Origin of the sequence: Kribbella sp. NPDC051137, assembly GCF_040682535.1 — a bacterium.
Taxonomy (GTDB): Bacteria; Actinomycetota; Actinomycetes; order Propionibacteriales; family Kribbellaceae; genus Kribbella; species Kribbella karoonensis.
Genome location: NZ_JBFBBI010000003.1, coordinates 657,654 through 678,823, shown reverse-complemented (window position 1 = coordinate 678,823; position 21,170 = coordinate 657,654). Strand labels below are relative to the sequence as shown.

Here is a 21,170-nt window from a genome sequence, read left to right as displayed (position 1 = left end):
CTGGCCACCTTGCCTGAGCGGTCAACTCCAGCACCGTCGCGGATGCCAGCACCACCACCGAGGTGGAAGTAGCACCATCGTGGCGGCCGACGGAGAGCGGTTCGCTGGATCAATGAACCTCGCCAAGCTCACAGCCCTGGGCGCCTGCGCCTCCGTCCTGGTCGCCGGTACGACGACGCCCGCCACCGCTGTCGAGCCGCCTGGGCACGCCCGGCGCGGCTCGGTCGTGTCCGTGACTCCTGTGGAGCACCTGTCTGCGCCGGAGTTGACGCAGTACCTGCAGACGACAGGGATGAAGCCGGGTCCGGCCAAGTACGGTGTCGACGCGTATCGGGTCGTCTACCGCACGATCACGCCGCAAGGTCAGCCGACGACGGCGAGCGGCCTCGTCGCACTGCCACGGAACGGCAGCCGGCGGCTGGATCTCGTGACGTTCCTGCACGGTACGAACGCGACCCGCAACACCACCGCCTCGGTACTGCGCACCGCACCCGATCGCGTGCGCAGCCTGATGTTCGCCGGTGCCGGGTTCGCGGTCGCCGCGCCCGACCTGCTCGGTCTCGGGGTCGGCCCCGGCCGGCATCCGTACGGCGACACCGCGTCCGAGGTCAGCGCCGCCGCCGACCAGTTGCTCGCGGCTCGCACACTCACCGCGCTCCGCGGCCGATCGGTGCGGCCCGACGTACTGGTCACCGGATTCTCCGAAGGCGGCCGGATCACCCTCGGCCTCGGCCGGGCGCTGCAACGCGGACAGGTCGCCGGCTTCGGACTGCGCGCGATGGCGCCGGTCGCCGGACCGCTCGACCTGCTCGGCGTCGAACTGCCGGCACTGGTCGACGGCCGGGTCAGCCCGTTCGTCGCGACGCTGTACCTCGGCTACTTTCTGACGTCCTGGAGCCGGCTGATGGACCTGTACAAGGACCCGTCCGAGGTATTCCTGCCACCGTACGACAAGGTCGTCGACGCGCTCTTCGACGGCGACCACACCGTGCAGGAGATCGCCGCCGCACTCCCGGCCGACCCGGGCAAGCTGGTTCGCCCGGAGTTCCTGCGGAGCCTCGCCCATCCCACCGGAGCTCTCGGTGAGCGGCTCCGCACCGCCGACACGATCTGCACCGACTGGACGCCGCGCGTCCCGATCCGGTTCTTCACGGGCGCCGCGGACCACGACGTACCGCCGGCCAATTCGGTCAACTGCCGCGCGAAGCTCGGCGTCCCCAGCACGATCACCGACGTCGGCCCGGTCGACCACAACAGCACCGCGGAGCTCGCCTATCCGCAGATCCTCGGCTGGTTCAGGACACTAGGGCATGTCTCCTGATCCCACGTCGTAGCGAGGAGGTGCTCGGTGCGGTAGCTCGGCGCGCGGGGGCGAAGGGGTCGATGCGGAGCATCGTTCCCTTTGCACCCGTGCGGCGAGGTGCCGTGCCGAGTGCCCCGCAGTAGGCGTGGGATCAGGAGACATGCCCTAGTACGTCGGTAGCGCGGTGGGTGCGGTCGACGCCCTCGACGAAGATCACCACGCCGTCGGAGTTGCCGGTTCGCAGCGGGAGGATCTCGCGGTAGTCGGGGGACTCGTACCAGTCCTTGAGGTGGTCGTAGTCCGGGAACTCGATCACGATCGGGGCACCGTCCCAGTCGCCCTCGATCCGCTCGGGCGCGGCGCCGTGCACGATGAAATGACCGTCGTACGGCGCGAGCGTCTCGTCGATCCGCTCGAGGTACTCGACGATGGCGTCGCCCATCCGGACGTTGCGCAGGTAGGCGATCGCGTAAGCCTTCGATTTCTGTCCCATGCCTCCAGCTTCGGGCACAGACTGAATCCGGACGATTACCTCTGAGGTCATCAGGACGGTCTGGTCTGCCGGGGACGTACCGTAGATGCCATGTCAGTCTCAGGGGGACCGCCTTCCACCCGTGAAGAGGAGGTGGAGGAGCGGGTCGGGCCGTACCGGTTGATCCGGCGGCTCGGACAGGGCGGCATGGGTGTCGTGTATCTGGCCGAAGGCCCGGAGCGCCAGGAGGTGGCGCTGAAGGTACTGCGATCGCACGTGGCGCACGACCCGATCGCACGGGCCCGCTTGCAGCGCGAAGCGACCACACTGCAGAAGGTCAACCACCCTGGCGTGGCCGGCATCCTCGACCACGACCTGGAGGGCCAGCAGCCCTACCTGGTCACCCGTTTCGTGCCTGGGCGTCCGCTGGACGAGCAGGTGGACGACCGTGGTCCGCTGACCCCGCGTAAGTGGCTCCCGCTCGCCGGTTGCCTGGCTGAGTCGCTGCAGGCGATCCACGCGGCTGGTGTGATCCACCGCGACCTCAAGCCCGGCAACGTGATGATGTGCAACGGCAAGCCGGTGATGATCGACTTCGGCATCGCCCAGGCCGCCGACGACCTACGGCTCACCCAGACCGGTCTTGTGATCGGTACGCCGGGCTATCTGGCGCCTGAGCTCATCGAGGGCGAGATGGTGTCGCAGTCCGCCGACTGGTGGGGCTGGGCAGCCACCGTGGCGTTCGCGGCGACCGGACGCCGCCCGTTCGGCAAGGGCCCGTTCGAGGCCGTGCTGGCGCGTGTGCACTCCGGACAGGCCGACCTGGATGGCCTGGACCCGCGGCTGAAGCCCCTGCTCGCGGCCGCGCTCTCCCCCGACAAGGCCGACCGTCCGACGCAGGACGAGATCATGACGGGCCTCAGCCGGTACGCCGAGGGCCGCGACGCGCTCCTGCCCCGTGCGGAGGGCGATGCCGATCCGACGGTGGCCGCCGTACCGCCGACGAGACTGGTCACGAAGCTCATGCCGACCGAGGCCCCGCCGGCCGAAGAGCCAACGCCGACTCAGGTTGCCCAACTCGTGCCCTCGGTGATCCCGCCGCTGTCCGCGTTCGCGCCGATCCGGGACAAGCTTCGCGAGGTCTCTGCCAAGCCTCCGCTCGCCGAGCCGGCACCGTATGCCGCCGCACCGTACGCCCCGGACCCTTACAGCGCGGGGGCCTACGGTGCTGGGTCTTACGGTCCTGGGCCGTACGCTCCGGCGCCGTACCAGAGCGGCCCGCCGGTCCCGTACCAGCAGCCGTCACAGCTGATGCCTGTGCAGCCGTCACAGCCTGGCCCGGTGCAGCCGTCGCAGCCGCAGCCTGAGAAGCCGGTCAAGTCACCGCCGACCGGTCGCCGTTCGGCGGTCGTCATCGGCTTCATGGTCGCGCTGACCGGGCTGATCGCGTTCACGCCCGGCTTCGGCACGGCAGTCGCGATCATCCTGCTGGTCCTGGCGCGAACGGTCGACCGGTCGAGTACCGCGCTGATGCGACGCCGTCAGGTGCGCGGCCGGTCCGGCAGGTCCGACGGTGTCGTCGCAGCCGCGGCCAGCCCGCTGCAGCTCGCCACCGCCGTACTGATCACGCTGCCCTGCCTGATCCTGCCGCTGCTCACGGCGATCGTCGTCGGCGGCATCGTCACCGGCATCGCTGCCTCGGCGCACGGACTCGACTGGCAGCCGCTGTCGGCGATCGGCTTCGGTACGGCGGCTCTGACCGGGCTGTTCTGCTCCTGGTGGGGCCCCGGTGGCAGCTCGCTGCGCCGCGGCGCGCATATCACGGCCCGGAACACGTTCCGGGCGCACTGGTTCTCCGGGCTGATGGCCGTCGTACTGCTGGCGATCGGTGCCTTCACGTTCTACCAGGCCACGCAGGGTCAGGGCGCCGCGTGGGCGCGGAAGCCGATCGCGACCCCGAACATCCACCGCCCGTCGCTCGGCGACCTCCGCAACGCACCGTTCATCCGCGACCTCCCCGTCATCGGCAACTGACGACGGGGAGGCCGAGGCTCACAGCTGGACGATCTGGCTGCGCTCCGGGCCGACGCCGATCGCGGAGATCCGGGCCCCGCTGAGCGACTCGACCGCGCGCACGTAGGTCTGCGCCTCCTTCGGCAGGTCCTCGAAGGAACGGCAGCCCGTGATGTCGTCCGACCAGCCGTCGAACTCTTCGTAGACCGGGGCCGCGTGGTGGAAGTCGGTCTGGGTCATCGGCATTTCGTCGTGCCGCACCCCGTTCACGTCGTACGCGACGCAGACCGGGATCCGCTCGCGGCCGGTGAGTGTGTCGAGCTTGGTCAGCACGAAGTCCGAGACACCGTTCACACGGGCGGCGTACCGGGCGATCACCGAGTCGTACCAGCCGCAGCGCCGCGGCCGGCCGGTGGTGACGCCGAACTCGGCGCCCTGGGTACGCAGCCATTCGCCGTCCGCGTCCAGCAGCTCGGTCGGGAACGGGCCCTCGCCGACGCGGGTGGTGTAGGCCTTGACGACCGCCATCACGCGGTCGATCCGGGTCGGCGGGATGCCCGTGCCGGTGCAGGCGCCGGCGGAGATCGCGTTCGACGAGGTGACGAACGGGTAAGTGCCGTGGTCGACGTCCAGCAGGGTCGCCTGACCGGCCTCCATCAGCACGGTCTTGCCGTCGTCGAGGGCCTGGTTCAGCAGCAGGCCGGTGTCCGCGACCATCGGCTTCAGGCGGTCCGCGTACCCGAGCAGCTCGTCGAGCACCTCATGGATCTCGACCGCGCGCCGGTTGTACACCTTCACCAGCAGCTGGTTCTTCTGCTCCAGCGCACCGGTGACCTTCTGCTCGAGGATCTTCTCGTCGTAGAGGTCCTGGATCCGGATCCCGATCCGGTTCATCTTGTCGGCGTACGTCGGGCCGATCCCGCGCCCCGTCGTACCGATCTTGCGGCTGCCGAGGAACCGCTCGGCGACCTTGTCGAGGGTCCGGTTGTACGGCGGGATCACGTGCGCGCTCGCGCTGACCACCAGCCGCGACGGGTCCACTCCGCGCGCCTGCAGCGCGTCGAGCTCCTCGAACAGCACGCTGAGGTCGACCACGACCCCGTTGCCGATCACCGGGGTCACACCCGGTGTGAGGATGCCGCTCGGGAGCAGGTGCAGCGCGTACTTCTCGGACCCGATCACGACCGTGTGGCCGGCGTTGTTGCCGCCGTTGAACTTCACCACGTAGTCGATGACCTCGCCCGTGTTGCCGAGCAGATCGGTCGCCTTGCCTTTGCCCTCATCGCCCCACTGGGCGCCGACGAGCACGATTGCGGGCATCTCAGCCCTCCTCATCACGCACCGGCCTCACACCCCGTGGCGGCCGGTACTGGAAACGGTGAAGCCCGGAGACGTTCACCGGACATTCATCCGGCGACGCATCCAGGCTCTTGCGACCAAAGCCTACCGGACCGCGGGTGCCGAGTTTCGGGCTTGTCCACAACCTCCGGAATCACTGTTCACTCAACTGACGGGTTGCCATTTAGCGTGATCACGTGCACACTCTTAGTCAGCGGCCCGCCGAAACTGCCGCAGGGGACGGTTCCGGCGGGCCGCTTCCTTGTTGTCGAGGAAGACAGGCTCATTCCTTGAGTTCCTGCGGGTTGCTCGCCAGCCACTCCTTGACCCGCCGGTCGGCTTCCTCCGGTGTCACGTCCTCCACCTTCGTCAGGATCGCCCAGCGATGCCCGAACGGGTCGATCACCGTCCCGAACCGGTCCCCGGTCATGAACGTCTGCACCTCCGCCACCGACTTCGCCCCGGCCTCGATCGCCTTCGTGTACGTCGCGTCCACGTCCGGCACGTAGTGCACCAGCGACGAGTGCACCCACTCGCCGTTCGGCGCCCGCAGCCCGATCTGCGGCATCTCGTCGCTGAGTTGCAGCATCGAGTTGCCGAACCGCAACTCGGCCTGCCCGACCCGCCCGTCCGGCATGTCCTGCCGGCTGACCACCTCGGCGCCGAACACCTCCTGGTAGAACTCGATCGCCTTCGCACCGTCCGCGACCGCGAGGTACGGCGCCAGCGAGTGATAACCGTCGGGGATGGGGTTTACCGTGTTCGTCATGTTCCCAGTCAACGCGCTGGGTGCCGTGCCGGTCTTGTAAGAAAGCGACAGGGAGCCTTGACCCATCCAGCCGACAGCGAGAGAGGCATCCTGCACCCCCGCGAGCAGGCCCGGCATCGTTCGCTCAGCCGGCTCGCGGCGGGGCCGGAGGCCGGGCGGTTCGTGGAGTGGTACTGGATCGTCGAGTGGGACCTGGACGCGCCGTACACGGCCGAGGTGCTGCCGTTCCCGGCGGTGAACGTGACGTTCGAGCAGCCGGGCGGCGCGTTCGTGAACGGTGTCTGCACGCGGAAGTTCGAGCGCGAGCTGTCCGGGCGCGGGCGGGCGTTCGGGGTGAAGTTCTGGGCCGGCGGGTTCGGCGCGATCACCGGGCTGGACGTCGGCTCGTTCCGCGACGAGGTGCTGCCGTTGACCGCGGTCTTCCCGGACGGCGACCGGCTCGCGGACCTGGTGTTCGAGGCCGAGTCCGACGTCCGGCGGCGCGCGGTGTTCGAGGCGTTCCTACGCGACCACCTGGCCCCGCCGGACCCGTCGTACGAGCTGGTCCGGGAGATCGTGTCGACGATGGCGGCCGACCGTTCGGTGGCCCGCGTCGACGAGATCACCGAGCGGTTCGACGTACCGATCCGCACCCTGCAGCGGCTGTTCCGGCGGTACGTCGGGGTCGGCCCCAAGTGGGTGCTCCGCCGGTACCGGCTGCACGACGGCGCGGAACTGCTGGCCAACGGCGAGGTCGCCGAGCTCGCGGAGCTGTCCGCGTCGCTCGGCTACTTCGACCAGGCTCACTTCTCCAAGGAGTTCAAGCAGCAGATCGGCCTCACGCCGGCGGAGTACGCGGCCCGCGCCGCCGCCGAACGCCAGGTCACCTACCGCTGAGCTTCACCGTCAACGCCATCACCAACGCACTGGTTGCCGCCGCCAACGCGACCAGGAACCCGTACTGCGCGCTGTGGCCGTCGACGACCCATCCGGCGAACGCGGACCCGAGCGCGATGCCGGCCGCACCACCCGAGTTGATCCAGGTGAACGCCTGCGTGAGGATCGCCGGCTCGACCGCCGACTCGGTCAGCACCGCGGACAGCGTCTGGAACGGCGCGATGGCCAAGCCAGGCAGGGCCAACGCGAGCGCAGCCGCCAGTGGCGTGTGCACCGCGAGCAATGGCACGCAGCTGACCGCAAGCCAGACGAACGCGATCACGAACTGCGTCTCCGGGGCCGTGCGCCAACGCCTTGCACCGTAAGCGAATCCTGCGAACAGGCTGACCAGACTGGTGATGCTGTAGAGGGGACCGGCCAGTCCGGGTGTCCCCCGGGAGACCGCGAAAGCTGTCACGGACACCTGCATGCTGCCGAAGAACAGGCCGATGCCGACATTCGTACCCACCAGGCCGGCAAACCGCTTGTGCAGCAGGCGCTTGGCTCCCTCGTGCTGACCCGCTGTGGTCGGCGGTGGCGCGGTACCCCGTTGCATCGCCAGCAGGAATCCACCGGCCAGCAGCAGGCCCGTGGCGAGCATCGACCCGGCCGCCGGCGTTGCCGACGAACTCACGATGCCGACCAGCCCGGGACCGACCATGAACGCCACACCGACGCTCAGGGCTTCCAGTGCGAACGCCGACGACAGCAGCGGTGTCTCGCGGAGCGCGTACGCCCAGCGGGCACCCGTCTGCGCGCTCACCTGCGGCAGTGAGCCACCGGCGAGGACACCTGTCAGGACCAGCGCCCACAGGGGTGCGCCGGTGACCGTGAGGGTGATGAGCAGCGCCATCGTCGTCGCGTGCGCGAGCAAGGTGAACGGCAGCATCCGGGTCTGACCGAATCGGTCGATCAACCGGGCGACCTGTGGTCCGGCGACCGCCTCGGCGACGGCGAAGCCGCCGGTGACGCTGCCGGCCGCGGCGTACGAGCCGGTCGATCCGTGCACCAGCCAGACGATGCCGAGGCCCGTCATCGCGATCCCGATCCGGGCCGGGGCCGCCGCGAAATAGAACTTCCAGGCGCCGGGAGTACGCAGTACCGCTGCGTAAGTGGGCGCGCCGATCCGTCCGGTGAGAGCCGGCACGGTGTGACCTTCCGCTGCCCGAAGGGGCGGGGACCCGACCGTGGGCGTCCAGCTTCGCCGGTCTGTCCGTCCGCCTAGAACCGTCCATGTTCGACAAGAAGCGGGGACGCTCGCCGCTTGTCGGCACTGTCAACGGGCAGAAACCTCGTGTGGTTCAGGTTGACCGGAACAGTCTACCGTCCACCAGCACCGGCACTACATCGCTCGTGTCCACCTCGGCCGCGATCGCCACGTCCTCGGCGAAGCCGTACTGCGTGAGCTCCCGGCCGCCGGCGCACTCGTGCAAGAGGGCGGTCAGCTCGTCCGCGACCGCGTCGTACGCCGCCACAGCCGCTCGCGCCTCCGGGGAGAGACCGTCGGCACCCAGCGCGCTGAGGAACCCGCCGGCGCCCCAGAGATCCTCGACCGCCGGCCGGAGCGACCCGTCGCGCCACCTCTCCCCCGCGGCGATCGCCACCACTCTGGGCCGCCGGTCCGCGCCGTGCGCGATCTGTTCGGCGACCCAGTCCGCGGCGGCCCGCCGGTTACGCAACGACACCGCGACGACCGTCGCGCCGGTATCACTCAGCTGCTTCGCGATCGTCGATCCGTTCGGCGACGGCAGCACCAGCTTGGTGATTCCGGTCACTCGCCGGATCGACGCCGGCGACAGACTCACGCCGTCCGGTCCAGCCGCGGAACGCCCGACCGCCAGCGTCGCGCCGTACCGCTCGGCGTAGCCGACGGCGGACTCGTCACGCCAGCGATACGGGTACACGTCGATGCCGCGATCGACCGCGACCGTCACCGCCGTCGTGAACGACAGCACGTCGACGACCGCGACGATGTCCCCGGCAACCACCTCGGCGCCGACCGGCCCCCAGTCGAACCCGGCGGCGAATCCGTCCTGCGCGTAAGGGCTGGTCACCCGGCAGATCATCCCGCCGGGAAACCAACCCCACAAGCAGGTTTCAGCTCAGCGCGTCGGCAGCCGTCGGCGACGAGTCGCGCAAGAAGGTGGCGCAGCGCTCGGCCTCGTCCTTCTCGTCGATCAGCGCCGCGGCCTTGCCCAGCGCCGCCAGCGCGCGCAGGAAGCCGCGGTTCGGCTCGTGCTCCCACGGGACCGGGCCGTGACCCTTCCAGCCGTTCCGCCGGAGCAGGTCCAGCGCCCGGTGGTAGCCGGTCCGCGCGTACGCGTACCCCTCGACGGTCCGGCCGTCCGCGAGCGCCCCCTCGGCGAGCACCGCCCAGGCCAGCGAGGACGTCGGGTACTTGGCGGCGACGTCCGCCGGAGCGGCCCCGTCGGCGAGTTCCGCCGCGGCCGGGTCGACCGGTAGTAGTGTCTCGGGTGGGCCGGAGAGCAGATTGTTCAATTCCATAGACACATCTTCGCCGATCACGCAGCCGTACCGGCACGTGACCGTCTGGCGAAATCCGTTGACCGTTCACCCGGCGGCCACGGATGCTTGAGACCCTCGCGTCAAACCGCCGTGGTTCCCAGCTACGGCCGGAAGGAGGCACCGGATGAGCGTCATAGTCCTGAACGCGTCGTACGAACCGCTGCACACCGTCTCGATCCAGCACGCCATCCGGATGCTGGTCCGCGAGGTCGCAGTGGTCGAAGAGGCGCACGGAGAGCGAACTATCGGCCCTTTTCCGGTCCCACGCGTCCTCCGGCTGGTCCGGTACGTCGTGACGCACTGGCGCTACGCGGCCGGCCGGATGAAGTACAGCAAGCACGGCGTCCTCCGGCGCGACAAGTTCCGCTGCGCCTACTGCGGCCTGGAGAACGCCGACACCATGGACCATGTCCAACCCAGGTCCAGGGGCGGCCGCACCGAGTGGCTGAACGCGGTCGCCGCCCATGCCTCGTGCAACGAGCGCAAAGGCAACCGCACCCCGTCCGAGGCCAACATGCCGCTCCTCTGGCAACCCTGGGTACCAACCCGCGCGGAGCTCGTCATAGACACATGACGGGCATTTTTTATGCCCTTTTCGCTCCCCTCGGGCCGTCGCCTCGACATCTCCACGGTCGCCGCTCGCCCGGACCTGGCCCACGCCGACTTCGACGCGGGCCCCTGGCCCGCGTTCATGCGCCACAACCGGGTGTCCGAGGCGTACTTCCGGCAGACGGTCACCACGTTCCCGTCAACCTGCCTGATCGCGACGTCCGACGGCCGTCCGGTCGGTGACGCGCACGCGGTCCAGCTCTCGTCCGCCGGCCGTGATCCGTTTCCGGCCGGCGGCTGGGAGCAGGTCGTCGTCCGGGCGTTTGCTGATGCCCGCAACAACGTCCGCCCGGACGTCGCCTGTGCGCTGAACATCAGCGTTGCCCGCGACTTCCAGGGTGAAGGTGTCGCCGCGCTGCTCCTCTCCGCCCTGCGCGAAGCGGCTGCCTCCCTCGGACTCTTCGCGCTGGACGCCCCGGTCCGCCCGACCCGCAAGCATCTCGAGCCCGTCGTCCCGATGCAGGAGTACGCCGCCCGGACGCGACCTGACGGTCTGCCCACTGATCCTTGGCTCCGCACCCACGTCCGCGCCGGTGGCCGGATCGCCGGTGTCGCGCCCGCGTCCTGGGTGATCGCCGGGTCGTTGGGCGAATGGCGTCGCCGGACCGGTCTGCCGTTCGACAGCACCGGACCGGTCGAGGTAGACGGTGCGCTGGTGCCGGTGGAGTGTGATGTGCGCGCCGACCGCGCCGTGTACGTCGAGCCGAACGTGTGGGTCCGGCACGAGTTCTCCACAGATTGAAAGTCGGCCGTCGGCGCGGGGGTGAATCGCGGCAAGTTCTAGGGCATGAATCCTCAACTCGCCGTGATGGCGTCGATCCGGGGCGGTGTCTTCACCCGGGCCGACGCGCGTGCCTGCGGATATGCCGACAGTGACATCGACGCCCTGCTGAGATCGGGCCAGTGGCGGCGGATCCGCCGCGGGACGTATGCCGCCCGAAGATCCCTGATGCTCGTCACCGACGAGATCCTGCACCTCCGCCGCGCCTACCGCGTGCTCCGTGCGAGCGGTCCCGACGTTTTCGCGAGTCACCAGTCGGCCGCGGCCCTCCATGCCTTACCTGTCTGGGGTCTCGACCTGACTCGCGTGCACATCACAGCGCCTGACGGCCGCTCCGGACGGGTCCGCGGCGTCCACCGCCACATCCGCGATCCGGTAGGTCCCGGCCTCCAGCTGTGGAACACACTGCGGATGGTCTCGCCGGCCCGCGCGATCGTCGAGGTCGCGGCGACCGCACCGGCCCTGCCCGCGATCGTGCTCGCCGACGCCGCCGTCTACACAGGCACGGTCGATCGCCGCGCGCTCCGTCAGGCGATCACGTTCCTTGACCACGGCAACAAGCGCGCTCTCAAGGTCCTGGACCAGCTCACCGGCGCCGCCTCGATCGCCGAGTCACGCCTGCGCTACATCCTCGCCGACGCCGGGCTCCCCGCCCCCAGCCCGATACCACCACCCGACGCCGAGCAACCGGACGCCGATGATCCCGCCGTCGAAGGCCTGTGGTTCCCCGACGAACGCACCGTCGTCGAGTTCGAGCCGCGCTTTCCCTTCTACAGCGAGGATTCCGACCCCGAAGACGCACCGACCGAGCCGGCGAGCGACGACGGGCCGCGACCCGTCGAGCACTGCTGGATCTCCTGGACCGATCTCGACGACCCCGCGACCGTGGCCGACCGCATCCGAACCACGTTCACCCGGGCAGCCCGCCGTACCGGCATCCGGCATTTCGACCTGGCCCGGGTGCGATGACGAGAGGAGTCACCCTTGCTTGCCAACTTCATCCACGCAGTCGCTCAGCAGATGGGACAGGCCCGCCCCGGGAAAGTCTCCAGGACGGGCCTGATCGCAACAAGAATTGCCGGTAGGTCAGGCGTTCAGCGACGTGCCGGTGGAGCGCAGGTTCTCGCACGCCTCGCCGACGCGCTTCCCCATGCCCTCTTCGGCCGCCTTGCCCCACGCCCGCGGGTCGTAGGCCTTCTTGTTACCGACCTCGCCGTCGACCTTCAGCACACCGTCGTAGTTGAGGAACATGTGCGCGGCCGCCGGCCGGGTGAACGCGTACTGCGTGTCGGTGTCGACGTTCATCTTGATGACGCCGTTGTCGACCGCGGCACGGATCTCCTCGAGCGTCGAGCCGGAGCCACCGTGGAACACCAGGTCGAACGGGCGCTCCTTGCCGAGCTTGGCGCCGACCTGGTCCTGGATCTCGGCCAGGATCTCCGGGCGCAGCTTGACCGCACCCGGCTTGTAGACGCCGTGCACGTTGCCGAAGGTCAGCGCGGTCAGGTAGCGACCGTTCTCGCCGGTGCCGAGCGCCTCGACCGTGGCCAAGCCGTCCTCGACGGTGGTGTACAGCTTCTCGTTGATCTCGTTGGCGACACCGTCCTCCTCGCCACCGACGACGCCGACCTCGATCTCCAGGACGATCTTCGCCGCGGCGGCCTTGGCCAGCAGCTCCTTGGCGATCTCCAGGTTCTCGGTCAGCGGCACCGCCGAGCCGTCCCACATGTGCGACTGGAACAGCGGGTTCTCACCGCGGGCGACGCGCTCGGCGGAGATCTCCAGCAGCGGGCGGACGAAGCCGTCCAGCTTGTCCTTCGGGCAGTGGTCGGTGTGCAGCGCGATGTTCACCGGGTAGTTCTTGGCGACCTCGTGCGCGTAGGCGGCCAGCGCGACGGCGCCGGAGACCATGTTCTTGATGGTCGGACCGGACAGGTACTCCGCACCGCCGGTGGAGACCTGGATGATGCCGTCCGAGCCCGCCTCGGCGAAACCGCGGATCGCGGCGTTCAGCGTCTGCGAGGAGCTGACATTGATGGCCGGGTAGGCGAAGCGGTTCTGCTTGGCCTTGTCCAGCATCTCGGCGTAGACCTCAGGGGTTGCAATAGGCATGTCTCGCGGTACTCCTCACAACACAGTTCTTGTGGGTTCGGCTCCAGTATCGCCGCCGGGCACTTCGTCGGATCCGGCGGCCCACCTGACGAACCGGCCCGGTGGCCGGGGAGCGATCGACAGGGATGCAGACCAGTTGGTGAACAGGATTTATCCAGTTCGTGGCGTCCGGGTATCCTCCGGCGACGGAGGGCGCTCCGGCGCCGGTCAGGCGGACCCGGTTCGCGGGCCACGCGGAGTCAGGGCCATGTGCAGCCGGTAGCGATCGGCGCGGTACGCCGACCAGGACAGTTCGACCACCTTGCGGCCGGCGAACGTGGTGCGCTCGAGGACCAGCAGGGGTGCCCGCCGGGCCACGCCGAGCACCCGGGCGACATGACCGTCGGCGTTGTCCGCCCGAACGGTCTGCTCGCCGGAGGTGACGACGACGTCGTACTCACTCGCGAAGACGTCGTACAGGGTGCCGAGCTCGCGGCCGAGCAGGCCGGGGAAGAGCGCGGACGGGTAGTAGCCGACCTCGTACGCCATCGGCGACGCGTCGGCGGTCCGGAGCCGCTCGACCCGGATCACCTTCGTGCCCTTGGCCACCCGCAGGCCCTTGGCGGTCTCGTCGGACGCCTCGATCTCGCTCGCCGACAGCACCACGGTCCCGGGCTCGAGCCCGCGGGCCCGCATCTCCCGGGAGAACGAGGTGAGGTGCAGCTGGGAGTCGACCTGGGGGCCGGTGACGAAGGTCCCCTTGCCGTGCACCCGTTCGAGTGCGCCGGACTCGACCAGGTCGCTGATCGCCTGCCGGACGGTCACCCGGGAGACGTTCAGCTTGTCCACCAGGGCGCGCTCGGAGGGGATCGGGTCCCCGGGATGCAGCTCGACATCGATCAGCCGTTCCAGCACCGATCGGACCTGGGCCCGCTTGGTCGCCACCATGGAATCTCGATCCTCCAGACCTGGGCGGACCTCGGGGGTGCCCCGGGGCGCCGCTCACTGCTATCGTGCGCAGCATACCTGTTAAGACCAGATAGGACCAGTGATCGCAGTGGTGTCTGTCCCCTCCCAGGAAACCCGGATGGCGGCCGAGATCGCCGAGCAGCCGGCCGCGCTCGCGGCGACGTTCGAGCATGTTCTGCCGCTGCGGCACGACATCACCCGGCTGGCCGCCGGGCGCCGGAACGTGATCTTCGTCGCCCGCGGCTCCTCGGACAACGCGGGCGTGTACGGGCGCTACCTGACCGAGATCCACGCCGGCCGGCAGGCGTCGCTGGCCGCTCCGTCGGTAGCGACGCTGTACGGGGCGAACCTCGACCTCTCGAACTCGCTGGTCGTCGCGGTCAGCCAGTCCGGCGCCACCCAGGAGATCGTCGACACGGCCGAGTGGGCGAAGCGCAACGGAGCCGCGATCGTCGGGATCACGAACGACGGGAACAGCCCGCTGGCGTCGACGGCCGACGTCGCGCTGATCACTCAGGCCGGCAAGGAGCTCGCGGTACCGGCGACCAAGACGTACACGACCCAGCTGGCCGCGATCACGGTGGCTGTGGACGCGCTGGCACCGCGGCCGGGGACGCTGGACGCGGACATCGCCCGGGTTCCGGACGCGGCGACCAAGATGCTGTCGGGTTCGGTCGAGGCGGCCGCGGAGTTGCTGGCGGGCGCGCACGACGTGCTCGCGAGCGGGCGTGGGCTGACCTTCGGTACGACGCTCGAGGTGGCGCTGAAGCTCGAGGAGACCTGCCTGCAGCCGGTCCGCGGACTCTCGTACGCCGACCTCAAGCACGGCCCGATCGCGGTCGTCGACTCCGACCTGGTGACCATCCTGGTCGCGGCCGGCGAAGGCCCGGCGCTGCCCGGCATGACCGAGCTGGCCGGTCTGGTCCGCGAGAAGGGCAGCAAGATCCTCGGCATCGGCGGCGACCCGACGTTCGCGGCCCGCTGCGACGTGAACCTGACAGGCCCGGACCTCCCCGAGACCCTCGCACCGCTCGCCCTGGTCATCCCGGCCCAGCGCGCGATCGAGCTCCTGGCCCGCAAGCTCGGCCTGGACCCGGACGCCCCCCGCGGCCTGCGCAAGGTCACCCAGACCGACTGAACAAAGTGCTCACTGGGTGAGCACTTTGGCTGGAATCGTGGTGGTCGTCAACCAGGAAGACCTGCGAGAGGACCACCACGATGTTGCGAGGACTTGCGACCGTCAGCTTCTACGCCGCCGACGTGAAGGCGGCGCGGGACTGGTACGAGAAGCTGCTGGGCGTCGAGGCGTACTACGCCGTGCCCAGCGCGGAGGCGCCGGCGTACGTGGAGTTCCGGCTCGGGGATCTGCAGGCGGAGTTGGGGATCATCGACGCCAAGTACGCGACGCAGCAGGTCGGGACGGCGGCCGGCGCGATCATGTACTGGCACGTCGACGACCTCGAGGGCACGCTGGCCCGGCTGGTCGAGCTGGGTGCGACCGTCAACGAGGACGTCGTCGAGCGAGGCAGCAACACCGGGTTCCGGACGGCGTCGGTGGTGGACCCGTTCGGCAACCTGCTCGGCATCATGACCAACCCACACTACGTGGAGATCCTCGAAGACCTCAGAAGTCGATCCGCATAACGGCACGACGGTTGCCGGGCCGGCTCACCTCGGCGAATCCGGCGTCGGCGAAGGTCGCGAGACTCCCGACGAATCCGCCGTCGACCAGATCCGGATACCCCTCGATCGCGCGGGCCCCGCCCTCGCGGGCGAACCCGACCGCGGCCGCTGCCAGCAGCCGGCTGATCCCCCGCCGCCGGTACCCGAGCCGAGTGACGAAACAGGTCACCGCCCACACGGAGCCATCCGCCTTGTCCTCGTCCCGCCCCAACCACGGCACCCGAAAGTCCCGGACCAACCGCGCATACCCCGCCCGCGGCGCCACCGCACACCACCCCACCGCCACCCCACGCCCCACTCCCCCACCACCCGGGTCCACACGCCCCAAGCCGACGCCACCCGGGTCTACGGCACCCGCATCCACGCCTCCGAAGCTCGCGCCACCCGAGTCCACGCGATCCGAGCCCATGCGATCCGGGTTCGCGCCGGCCCGGTTCGCGCCGGCCGGGGTCGCGCCAGCCGGGGGCGTGGCGTTGAGGTAGGCGATGAGGCCTGTGGTTCTTGGGGTGTTCGGTTGGTCGCAGGCGGTCTGGTCTCGGAGGCGGGCGGCGAGTTCTTCGGGGCCCTCCGAGGCCCACGACTCCTTGGGGAGCATCCGGAAGCGCTGGCACCAGCAGCGGGCCGTGTCGCCGGTCTCCCCGAAGATCGCCTGCAGATCGCTCCACGTCGCCTGGTTGGCCGGGACGACGGTGAGCTGCTCGGGCCGGACAAGCTCACGCGAGCCCACCGCGGGCACTGCGGACACCGGGGACATCCGCCTCGGGGCCTGGCGCGGTCGCGGCTGCCGGTGTTTGCGGGGGTCGAAGCTGACGTGGAGCTCCACCGTGTCGCCGGCGCCGAGACCGGCGGGCTTGCGTACCGCGTCCTTCAGCGGAAGGAGATGACCACCGTCCCGCGACCAGAGCGAGGTCGTCCACTCGACTCCGAGGAGCGAGGCACGGACCGGGACCGCGCCCCACGCGGGACCCGACTCCGCGGCAGCGGCTCGCAGGGCGTCGCCGGTTTCGGGCGGCACGGTCACGAAGTAGTACGGCGCCGGGCCGCGCCATTCGATGATCTCGCCCACGAACGTGTGGTCCATAGGTTCGAACGCTAGACCAGATTCCGGAAGGGTGGCTTCCGGAAAGCTCAGAGCTGGCCGCGATGGGTCAGCGCGGTGGTGATCTGGTCGGCGGCTGCCCGGAGATGGGGCAGGAAGTCTTCGCAGAGTGAGGTCGGGGTCGAGCGGGAGGCATGCGCCGAGACGTTCAGGGCGGCGATGACCCGGCCGCGAGCGTTACGGATCGGGACCGCGATCGAGCGGAGGCCGAGCTCGAGTTCCTGGTCGACCAGGGCATAGCCGTCAGTGCGCGCCTTGGTGATCGTCGCGCGGAGGTCGGCGGCGGCGGTGAGCGTGCGGTCGGTGAGCGGCTCGGCCTGGAGGGAGTCGACGTACGACGTGACCTCGGCGTCAGGCAAGCCGGCGAGCAGTACGCGGCCCATCGAGGTCGGGTAGGCCGGGAGGCGGGCGCCGACACCGAGGGCGACTGTCATGATCCGGCTGGTCGGCACGCGGGCGACGTACACGATGTCGGGGAGGTCGAGGGTCGCGATCGAGCACGACTCCCGGGTCTTGGCGGTGAGCTCCTCCATGAACGGGCCGGCGAGTTCGCCCAGGTCCAGTGAGGACAGGTAGGCCCAGCCGAGAGCGAGGACGCGCGGGGTGAGGGAGAAGCGGCGGTTGTCACTGCGGACGTAGCCGAGCTCTTCCAGCGTGAGCAGGATCCGCCGGGCGGTCGCGGGCGTGATGCCGACCGCGCGCGCGACTTCGCTGAGAGTCAGTGAGGGGGTGGAGGCCGAGAACGCCCGGATCACCGCGAGGCCGCGGTCGAGGCCCTGGAGGAACGTGCCTGTAGACGCGTCACTCGCCATCGGCTAGCCTGCTTTTCGTTGAAAGAAGAACTATTCGCAGAGCGAAATCATAGCGGAGCTGCTGATGCCTCGTCCAGTTGAGGGCGCACCGGGGTCGTTCGTGCACACGTTCTGGCCGGGGCGGGTGGTGTTCGGGGCGGGCACGCTGGCCCAGGTGGGTGACGAGGTCGCGGCCCTCGGCGTACGCCGGGTGCTCGTCGTGGCGACCAGGTCCGCCCGAGCGGCCGCCGACGCGGTCGAACAGCAGCTGAGCGAGCGCTTCGCCGGCCGGATCGACGGGGTCACCCAACACGTCCCGACCGGACTCGCGGACGCAGCCCGCACCACAGCACGAGAAGCGAACGCAGACGCAATCGTCGCCATCGGAGGCGGCTCGGCAATCGGCCTCGCAAAAGCAGTCGCCCTCACCAGCGCCGCTGAGGTCGTGGTCGTTGCGGTGCCTACTACCTATGCCGGGTCGGAGATGACGCCGGTGTGGGGAGAGACGTCGGGTGGGAGCAAGACGACGGGGGTAGATGCGCGTGTTCTGCCGCGGGTGGTGGTTTATGACTCGATGTTGAGCCAAGGGTTGCCGGTGAAGGTGACTGCCGCGAGCGTGGCGAATGCGATGGCGCACTGCGTGGAGGCCGTCTGGACGCCGAAGGCCGATCCGATCACCGAGGTGATCGCGGTCGAGGGCCTGCGGGCGTTGAGCGCCGGTCTGCGGGCGGTGTTGGTGGAGCCTGAGGACTTGGAGGCTCGGGGCACTCTCTTGTACGGCGCGTGCCTCGCGGGCTCCGCGTTGGCGACAGCCGGGACCGGGCTGCACCACAAGCTGTGCCACTTGCTTGGTGGGACCTACAACTTGCCGCATGCGGAGACACACGCAGCTGTACTTCCACAGGTTGCCCGCGTCAAGGCTCCCACAGTCCCCCAGAGCGCCGCACGCCTGGCAGCTGCGTTGGGCGAAGACGAGGCGGACGGCGGACTGGCGCGGGAGTTGTTCCAGCTTTTTCAGAGGGCAGGGCTGGCCGTGAGTTTGCGGGAGCTGGGACTGCGGCGCGAGCAGGTCGATGAGGCAACCGACCGATTCGGCGAGTCGGCGGAGGTAGTGCAGGAGATCTTGGTGCGGGCTTGGGACGGTGTGCGGCCTTGAGGAGGATGGATGGATCTGCGGGACGATGAGCTGACCGACGCGGTCGTTGCCAGCTTTGCGAGTAGCGGGAGCGAGCGCTACAAGGAAGTGATGAGCGCGCTCGTCCGGCACCTGCATGCGTTTGCGCGGGAGGTGGATCTCACCGAGGACGAGTACTTCACGGCGATCGACTTCCTGACCAGGACAGGCCAGATCTCGACCGGCACGCGGCAAGAGTTCGTGCTGCTGGCGGACGTACTCGGCCTGTCGATGCTCACCGTCGGTCTGGGCAACCGCAAGCCCGTGGAAGCCACCCAGTCAACCGTGTTCGGGCCGTTCTTCGTCGAGGGTTCACCTGAGGTAGAGCTCGGCGACGACATCTCGAACGGCGCCCCGGGACAGCCGTGCCTGGTGAGCGGGCGGGTCCTGAACACCAAGGGCGAGCCGATCGCCGGCGCGCTGGTCGAGACGTGGCAGGCCGACGAGGACGGGTTCTACGACGTACAGAAGGACCTCGACCGCCCGCAGAACCGCGCTCACCTGACGACCGATGCCGAGGGCAACTACCGGTTCTGGGCGGTGAAGCCGGTCGCGTACCCGATTCCGGACGACGGCCCGGTGGGCGAGCTGCTACGCGCCGCAGGCCGCGGTCCGATGCGCCCGGCACATATCCACTTCATGGTCACGGCACCCGGATACGCACGTCTCATCACGCACGTGTTCGCCAGCGGCGACGAGTACCTCGACACCGATGCGGTGTTCGGCGTGAAGCAGTCCCTGATCGCCGACTTCACAGAGCACGAGGAAGACGGCAAGACCTTCTACAGGGTCGATTACGACCTCGTACTGGCGACCACCGAGGAGACCCGGCAATGATCACGACCGATGTGCTGATCGTCGGCAGCGGCCCGGCCGGCGGTGCAGCCTCGCTCTTCCTCTCGACGTACGGCGTCGACAACATCGTCCTCACCCGGTACGGCTGGACCGCCAACACGCCCCGTGCCCACATCACCAACCAGCGAACGGTCGAGCTGATGCGCGACATGGGCATCGAGGACGAGGTCGTCGGCAAGGGGACCGCTCACCACCTGATGGGACAGACCGCGTTCTGCACCAGTCTCGCGGGCGAGGAGATCGGCCGGATCCGCACGTGGGGTACGCATCCGCGCCGGCTCGCCGACTACACCGAGGCGAGTCCGTGCCTGCCGATGGACCTCCCGCAGACCCTCTTCGAGCCGATCCTCGTCAGTACGGCGGCCGCCCGCGGCGCGCGGCTCCGCTTCAACACGGAGTACGAGAAGCTCGAGCAGGACGCGGACGGCGTCACCGCGACGGTACGCGACCGGCTGAGCGGTACGACGTACCAGATCCGGGCGAAGTACCTGATCGGCGCGGACGGCGGGCGGAGCAAGGTGGCGCAGGACATCGGGCTCCCGATGGCCGGCGCGATGGACCTCGAGGGTTCGATGAACATCGTGTTCGAGGCCGATCTCAGCCGGTACGTCGCGCATCGCCCGAGCGTCCTGTACTGGGTCCTGCAGCCCGGCGCGCAGATCGGCGGCATCGGCGCCGGCCTGGTCCGCATGGTCCGGCCGTGGAACGAGTGGCTGATCGTCTGGGGCTACGACATCACCCAGCCGGCTCCGGTCGTCGACGAGGCGATGGCGACCGAGATCGTCCACAATCTGGTCGGCGACGACACCATCGACGTGAAGCTGAAGGGTACGTCGGTGTGGAGCGTGAACCACATGTACGCCGAGAAGGCCTCGAACGGCCGGGTGTTCTGTATGGGCGACGCGATCCACCGGCACCCGCCGAGCAACGGTCTCGGCTCGAACACCTCCATCCAGGACGCGTACAACCTGGCGTGGAAGCTTGCCCTGGTCCTCAACGAACAGGCCTCGCCGAAGCTGCTCGCGACCTACGACGCCGAGCGCGTCCCGATCGCCCGGCAGATCGTTGACCGCGCCAACAAGAGCCGCACCCAGTTCGGCCAGATCTTCCGCGCCCTCGGGATGACGCCGGACGCGCCGGACGGGTGGACGATCGAGTCCCGCAAGGACGACACAGCGGCCGGAGCCGCGCAGCGCGAGGAGCTACGCAAGGCGATCGAGCTCAAGGACTACGAGTTCAACGCGCACGGCGTCGAGCTCGGCCAGCGCTACATGTCGTCGGCGGTCGTCCCGGACGGTACGCCGGAGCCGTCCTACGCGCAGGACCCGGAGCTGTACTACCACCCGACGACCTGGCCGGGTGCGCGCGTCCCGCACTGCTGGCTGACCCGCGGGTCAGAGACCGTCAGCACGCTGGACGTGGTCGGCAAGGGCCGCTTCACGTTGCTCACCGGGATCGGCGGCGACGCCTGGGTGAAGGCGGCCAGGTCCGTGTCCGAGCACCTCGGCGTACCGATCGAACCGCTCGTGATCGGACCGGGCCGCGAACTGGAAGACCTGTACGGCGACTGGGCCCGCGTGCGTGAGATCCCGGACGCGGGCTGCCTGCTCGTCCGCCCGGACGCGCACATCGCCTACCGCGCGTTCGACCAGCCGGACGACCCGACCGAAACGCTCAATCAAACGGTCAGGGCACTTCTAGGGCACGTCTCCTAATCCCACGTCGTCGCGAGGAGGTGCTCGGTGCGGTAGCTCGGCGCGCGGGGGCGAAGGGGTCGATGCG

At 69.4% G+C, this 21,170-nt stretch carries 21 protein-coding genes; 11 read left to right on the top strand and 10 right to left on the bottom strand.

What is annotated here, in order from left to right; translation table 11 throughout:
• Positions 1 to 112 precede the first annotated feature (112 nt).
• Positions 113 to 1,321 (top strand): hypothetical protein, encoded by a 1,209-nt coding sequence (locus AB0M51_RS18345; protein WP_363749642.1) that lies wholly within the window; start codon positions 113 to 115, stop codon positions 1,319 to 1,321.
• Between the two features lie 133 nt (positions 1,322 to 1,454).
• On the opposite strand, the gene AB0M51_RS18340 is transcribed toward AB0M51_RS18345, so the two are convergent.
• The gene (locus tag AB0M51_RS18340) at positions 1,455 to 1,796 is read right to left on the bottom strand and encodes a DUF1330 domain-containing protein (protein ID WP_363749641.1); all 342 of its coding nucleotides are present in this window, start codon (positions 1,794 to 1,796) and stop codon (positions 1,455 to 1,457) included.
• A gap of 90 nt (positions 1,797 to 1,886) precedes the next feature.
• On the opposite strand from AB0M51_RS18340, the gene AB0M51_RS18335 reads away from it, so the two are divergent.
• On the top strand, positions 1,887 to 3,809 hold the full coding sequence (locus tag AB0M51_RS18335; protein WP_363749640.1) for a protein kinase: 1,923 nt from the start codon (positions 1,887 to 1,889) through the stop codon (positions 3,807 to 3,809).
• Positions 3,810 to 3,827: 18 nt separating this feature from the next.
• Here the strand turns inward: AB0M51_RS18335 and AB0M51_RS18330 are convergent, their stop codons facing one another.
• Together AB0M51_RS18330 and AB0M51_RS18325 are read right to left on the bottom strand one after the other, a co-directional pair.
• On the bottom strand, positions 3,828 to 5,108 hold the full coding sequence (locus tag AB0M51_RS18330; protein ID WP_363749639.1) for an adenylosuccinate synthase: 1,281 nt from the start codon (positions 5,106 to 5,108) through the stop codon (positions 3,828 to 3,830).
• 301 nt (positions 5,109 to 5,409) lie between these two features.
• The gene (locus AB0M51_RS18325; RefSeq protein ID WP_344194390.1) at positions 5,410 to 5,895 is read right to left on the bottom strand and encodes a VOC family protein; all 486 of its coding nucleotides are present in this window, start codon (positions 5,893 to 5,895) and stop codon (positions 5,410 to 5,412) included.
• A gap of 57 nt (positions 5,896 to 5,952) precedes the next feature.
• On the opposite strand from AB0M51_RS18325, the gene AB0M51_RS18320 reads away from it, so the two are divergent.
• A complete protein-coding gene (locus AB0M51_RS18320) occupies positions 5,953 to 6,771 on the top strand; it encodes a helix-turn-helix transcriptional regulator (RefSeq protein WP_344194388.1) in 819 nt (272 codons plus the stop codon).
• On the opposite strand, the gene AB0M51_RS18315 is transcribed toward AB0M51_RS18320, so the two are convergent.
• From AB0M51_RS18315 to AB0M51_RS18305, 3 genes are all read right to left on the bottom strand, one after another.
• Entirely contained in the window at positions 6,758 to 7,957 is a 1,200-nt protein-coding gene (locus AB0M51_RS18315; protein WP_363749638.1) for an MFS transporter, read from the bottom strand. The genes AB0M51_RS18320 and AB0M51_RS18315 overlap by 14 nt on opposite strands.
• A gap of 154 nt (positions 7,958 to 8,111) precedes the next feature.
• Positions 8,112 to 8,864, bottom strand: a complete 753-nt coding sequence (locus tag AB0M51_RS18310; protein ID WP_363749637.1) for a 2-phosphosulfolactate phosphatase — start codon at positions 8,862 to 8,864, stop codon at positions 8,112 to 8,114.
• A gap of 43 nt (positions 8,865 to 8,907) precedes the next feature.
• Entirely contained in the window at positions 8,908 to 9,315 is a 408-nt protein-coding gene (locus AB0M51_RS18305; protein WP_363749636.1) for a DUF3151 domain-containing protein, read from the bottom strand.
• A gap of 145 nt (positions 9,316 to 9,460) precedes the next feature.
• Here AB0M51_RS18305 and AB0M51_RS18300 point away from each other — a divergent pair, with 145 nt between their 5' ends.
• From AB0M51_RS18300 to AB0M51_RS18290, 3 genes are read left to right on the top strand one after another with little or no spacing between them, the layout of a single operon-like run.
• Complete coding sequence (locus tag AB0M51_RS18300; protein WP_344194380.1) at positions 9,461 to 9,910, top strand: HNH endonuclease; 450 nt, start codon at positions 9,461 to 9,463, stop codon at positions 9,908 to 9,910.
• A gap of 12 nt (positions 9,911 to 9,922) precedes the next feature.
• Entirely contained in the window at positions 9,923 to 10,687 is a 765-nt protein-coding gene (locus tag AB0M51_RS18295; protein WP_363749635.1) for a GNAT family N-acetyltransferase, read from the top strand.
• 45 nt (positions 10,688 to 10,732) lie between these two features.
• Positions 10,733 to 11,695, top strand: coding sequence for a type IV toxin-antitoxin system AbiEi family antitoxin domain-containing protein (locus AB0M51_RS18290; RefSeq protein WP_363749634.1), 963 nt, complete (start codon positions 10,733 to 10,735; stop codon positions 11,693 to 11,695).
• A gap of 117 nt (positions 11,696 to 11,812) precedes the next feature.
• On the opposite strand, the gene fbaA is transcribed toward AB0M51_RS18290, so the two are convergent.
• Positions 11,813 to 12,838, bottom strand: coding sequence for a class II fructose-bisphosphate aldolase (gene fbaA / locus AB0M51_RS18285; RefSeq protein ID WP_344194374.1), 1,026 nt, complete (start codon positions 12,836 to 12,838; stop codon positions 11,813 to 11,815).
• 207 nt (positions 12,839 to 13,045) lie between these two features.
• Complete coding sequence (locus AB0M51_RS18280; RefSeq protein WP_130388014.1) at positions 13,046 to 13,765, bottom strand: GntR family transcriptional regulator; 720 nt, start codon at positions 13,763 to 13,765, stop codon at positions 13,046 to 13,048.
• Positions 13,766 to 13,904: 139 nt separating this feature from the next.
• Here AB0M51_RS18280 and AB0M51_RS18275 point away from each other — a divergent pair, with 139 nt between their 5' ends.
• On the top strand, positions 13,905 to 14,924 hold the full coding sequence (locus AB0M51_RS18275) for an SIS domain-containing protein (RefSeq protein ID WP_344194372.1): 1,020 nt from the start codon (positions 13,905 to 13,907) through the stop codon (positions 14,922 to 14,924).
• Between the two features lie 80 nt (positions 14,925 to 15,004).
• Positions 15,005 to 15,430, top strand: coding sequence for a VOC family protein (locus tag AB0M51_RS18270; protein WP_363749633.1), 426 nt, complete (start codon positions 15,005 to 15,007; stop codon positions 15,428 to 15,430).
• Here AB0M51_RS18270 and AB0M51_RS18265 read toward each other — a convergent pair.
• Positions 15,411 to 16,550: a DUF1905 domain-containing protein gene (locus AB0M51_RS18265; RefSeq protein ID WP_363749632.1), complete on the bottom strand. Its 1,140-nt coding sequence runs from the start codon at positions 16,548 to 16,550 to the stop codon at positions 15,411 to 15,413. The two genes, AB0M51_RS18270 and AB0M51_RS18265, sit on opposite strands and share 20 nt — an antisense overlap.
• 47 nt (positions 16,551 to 16,597) lie before the next feature.
• The gene (locus AB0M51_RS18260; protein ID WP_363749631.1) at positions 16,598 to 17,380 is read right to left on the bottom strand and encodes an IclR family transcriptional regulator C-terminal domain-containing protein; all 783 of its coding nucleotides are present in this window, start codon (positions 17,378 to 17,380) and stop codon (positions 16,598 to 16,600) included.
• A 64-nt stretch (positions 17,381 to 17,444) separates the two neighbouring features.
• Between AB0M51_RS18260 and AB0M51_RS18255 the strand changes: the two genes are divergently transcribed.
• The 3 genes from AB0M51_RS18255 to AB0M51_RS18245 are packed head-to-tail and all read left to right on the top strand — an operon-like array spanning position 17,445 to position 21,103.
• The gene (locus AB0M51_RS18255; RefSeq protein ID WP_363749630.1) at positions 17,445 to 18,515 is read left to right on the top strand and encodes a maleylacetate reductase; all 1,071 of its coding nucleotides are present in this window, start codon (positions 17,445 to 17,447) and stop codon (positions 18,513 to 18,515) included.
• A 9-nt stretch (positions 18,516 to 18,524) separates the two neighbouring features.
• Entirely contained in the window at positions 18,525 to 19,370 is an 846-nt protein-coding gene (locus AB0M51_RS18250) for an intradiol ring-cleavage dioxygenase (protein ID WP_344194362.1), read from the top strand.
• On the top strand, positions 19,367 to 21,103 hold the full coding sequence (locus tag AB0M51_RS18245; protein WP_363749629.1) for an FAD-dependent monooxygenase: 1,737 nt from the start codon (positions 19,367 to 19,369) through the stop codon (positions 21,101 to 21,103). Before AB0M51_RS18250 ends, AB0M51_RS18245 begins: the two co-directional genes overlap by 4 nt.
• Positions 21,104 to 21,170 lie beyond the last annotated feature (67 nt).

Coding starts and splice junctions, on each gene's coding strand:
- AB0M51_RS18345 (WP_363749642.1), top strand. CDS start 113: ATGAACCTCGCCAAGCTCACAGCCCTGGGCGCCTGCGCCTCCGTCCTG.
- AB0M51_RS18340 (WP_363749641.1), bottom strand. CDS start 1,796: ATGGGACAGAAATCGAAGGCTTACGCGATCGCCTACCTGCGCAACGTC.
- AB0M51_RS18335 (WP_363749640.1), top strand. CDS start 1,887: ATGTCAGTCTCAGGGGGACCGCCTTCCACCCGTGAAGAGGAGGTGGAG.
- AB0M51_RS18330 (WP_363749639.1), bottom strand. CDS start 5,108: ATGCCCGCAATCGTGCTCGTCGGCGCCCAGTGGGGCGATGAGGGCAAA.
- AB0M51_RS18325 (WP_344194390.1), bottom strand. CDS start 5,895: ATGACGAACACGGTAAACCCCATCCCCGACGGTTATCACTCGCTGGCG.
- AB0M51_RS18305 (WP_363749636.1), bottom strand. CDS start 9,315: ATGGAATTGAACAATCTGCTCTCCGGCCCACCCGAGACACTACTACCG.
- AB0M51_RS18300 (WP_344194380.1), top strand. CDS start 9,461: ATGAGCGTCATAGTCCTGAACGCGTCGTACGAACCGCTGCACACCGTC.
- AB0M51_RS18295 (WP_363749635.1), top strand. CDS start 9,923: ATGCCCTTTTCGCTCCCCTCGGGCCGTCGCCTCGACATCTCCACGGTC.
- AB0M51_RS18290 (WP_363749634.1), top strand. CDS start 10,733: ATGAATCCTCAACTCGCCGTGATGGCGTCGATCCGGGGCGGTGTCTTC.
- fbaA (WP_344194374.1), bottom strand. CDS start 12,838: ATGCCTATTGCAACCCCTGAGGTCTACGCCGAGATGCTGGACAAGGCC.
- AB0M51_RS18280 (WP_130388014.1), bottom strand. CDS start 13,765: ATGGTGGCGACCAAGCGGGCCCAGGTCCGATCGGTGCTGGAACGGCTG.
- AB0M51_RS18275 (WP_344194372.1), top strand. CDS start 13,905: ATGGCGGCCGAGATCGCCGAGCAGCCGGCCGCGCTCGCGGCGACGTTC.
- AB0M51_RS18270 (WP_363749633.1), top strand. CDS start 15,005: ATGTTGCGAGGACTTGCGACCGTCAGCTTCTACGCCGCCGACGTGAAG.
- AB0M51_RS18265 (WP_363749632.1), bottom strand. CDS start 16,550: ATGGACCACACGTTCGTGGGCGAGATCATCGAATGGCGCGGCCCGGCG.
- AB0M51_RS18260 (WP_363749631.1), bottom strand. CDS start 17,380: ATGGCGAGTGACGCGTCTACAGGCACGTTCCTCCAGGGCCTCGACCGC.
- AB0M51_RS18255 (WP_363749630.1), top strand. CDS start 17,445: ATGCCTCGTCCAGTTGAGGGCGCACCGGGGTCGTTCGTGCACACGTTC.
- AB0M51_RS18250 (WP_344194362.1), top strand. CDS start 18,525: ATGGATCTGCGGGACGATGAGCTGACCGACGCGGTCGTTGCCAGCTTT.
- AB0M51_RS18245 (WP_363749629.1), top strand. CDS start 19,367: ATGATCACGACCGATGTGCTGATCGTCGGCAGCGGCCCGGCCGGCGGT.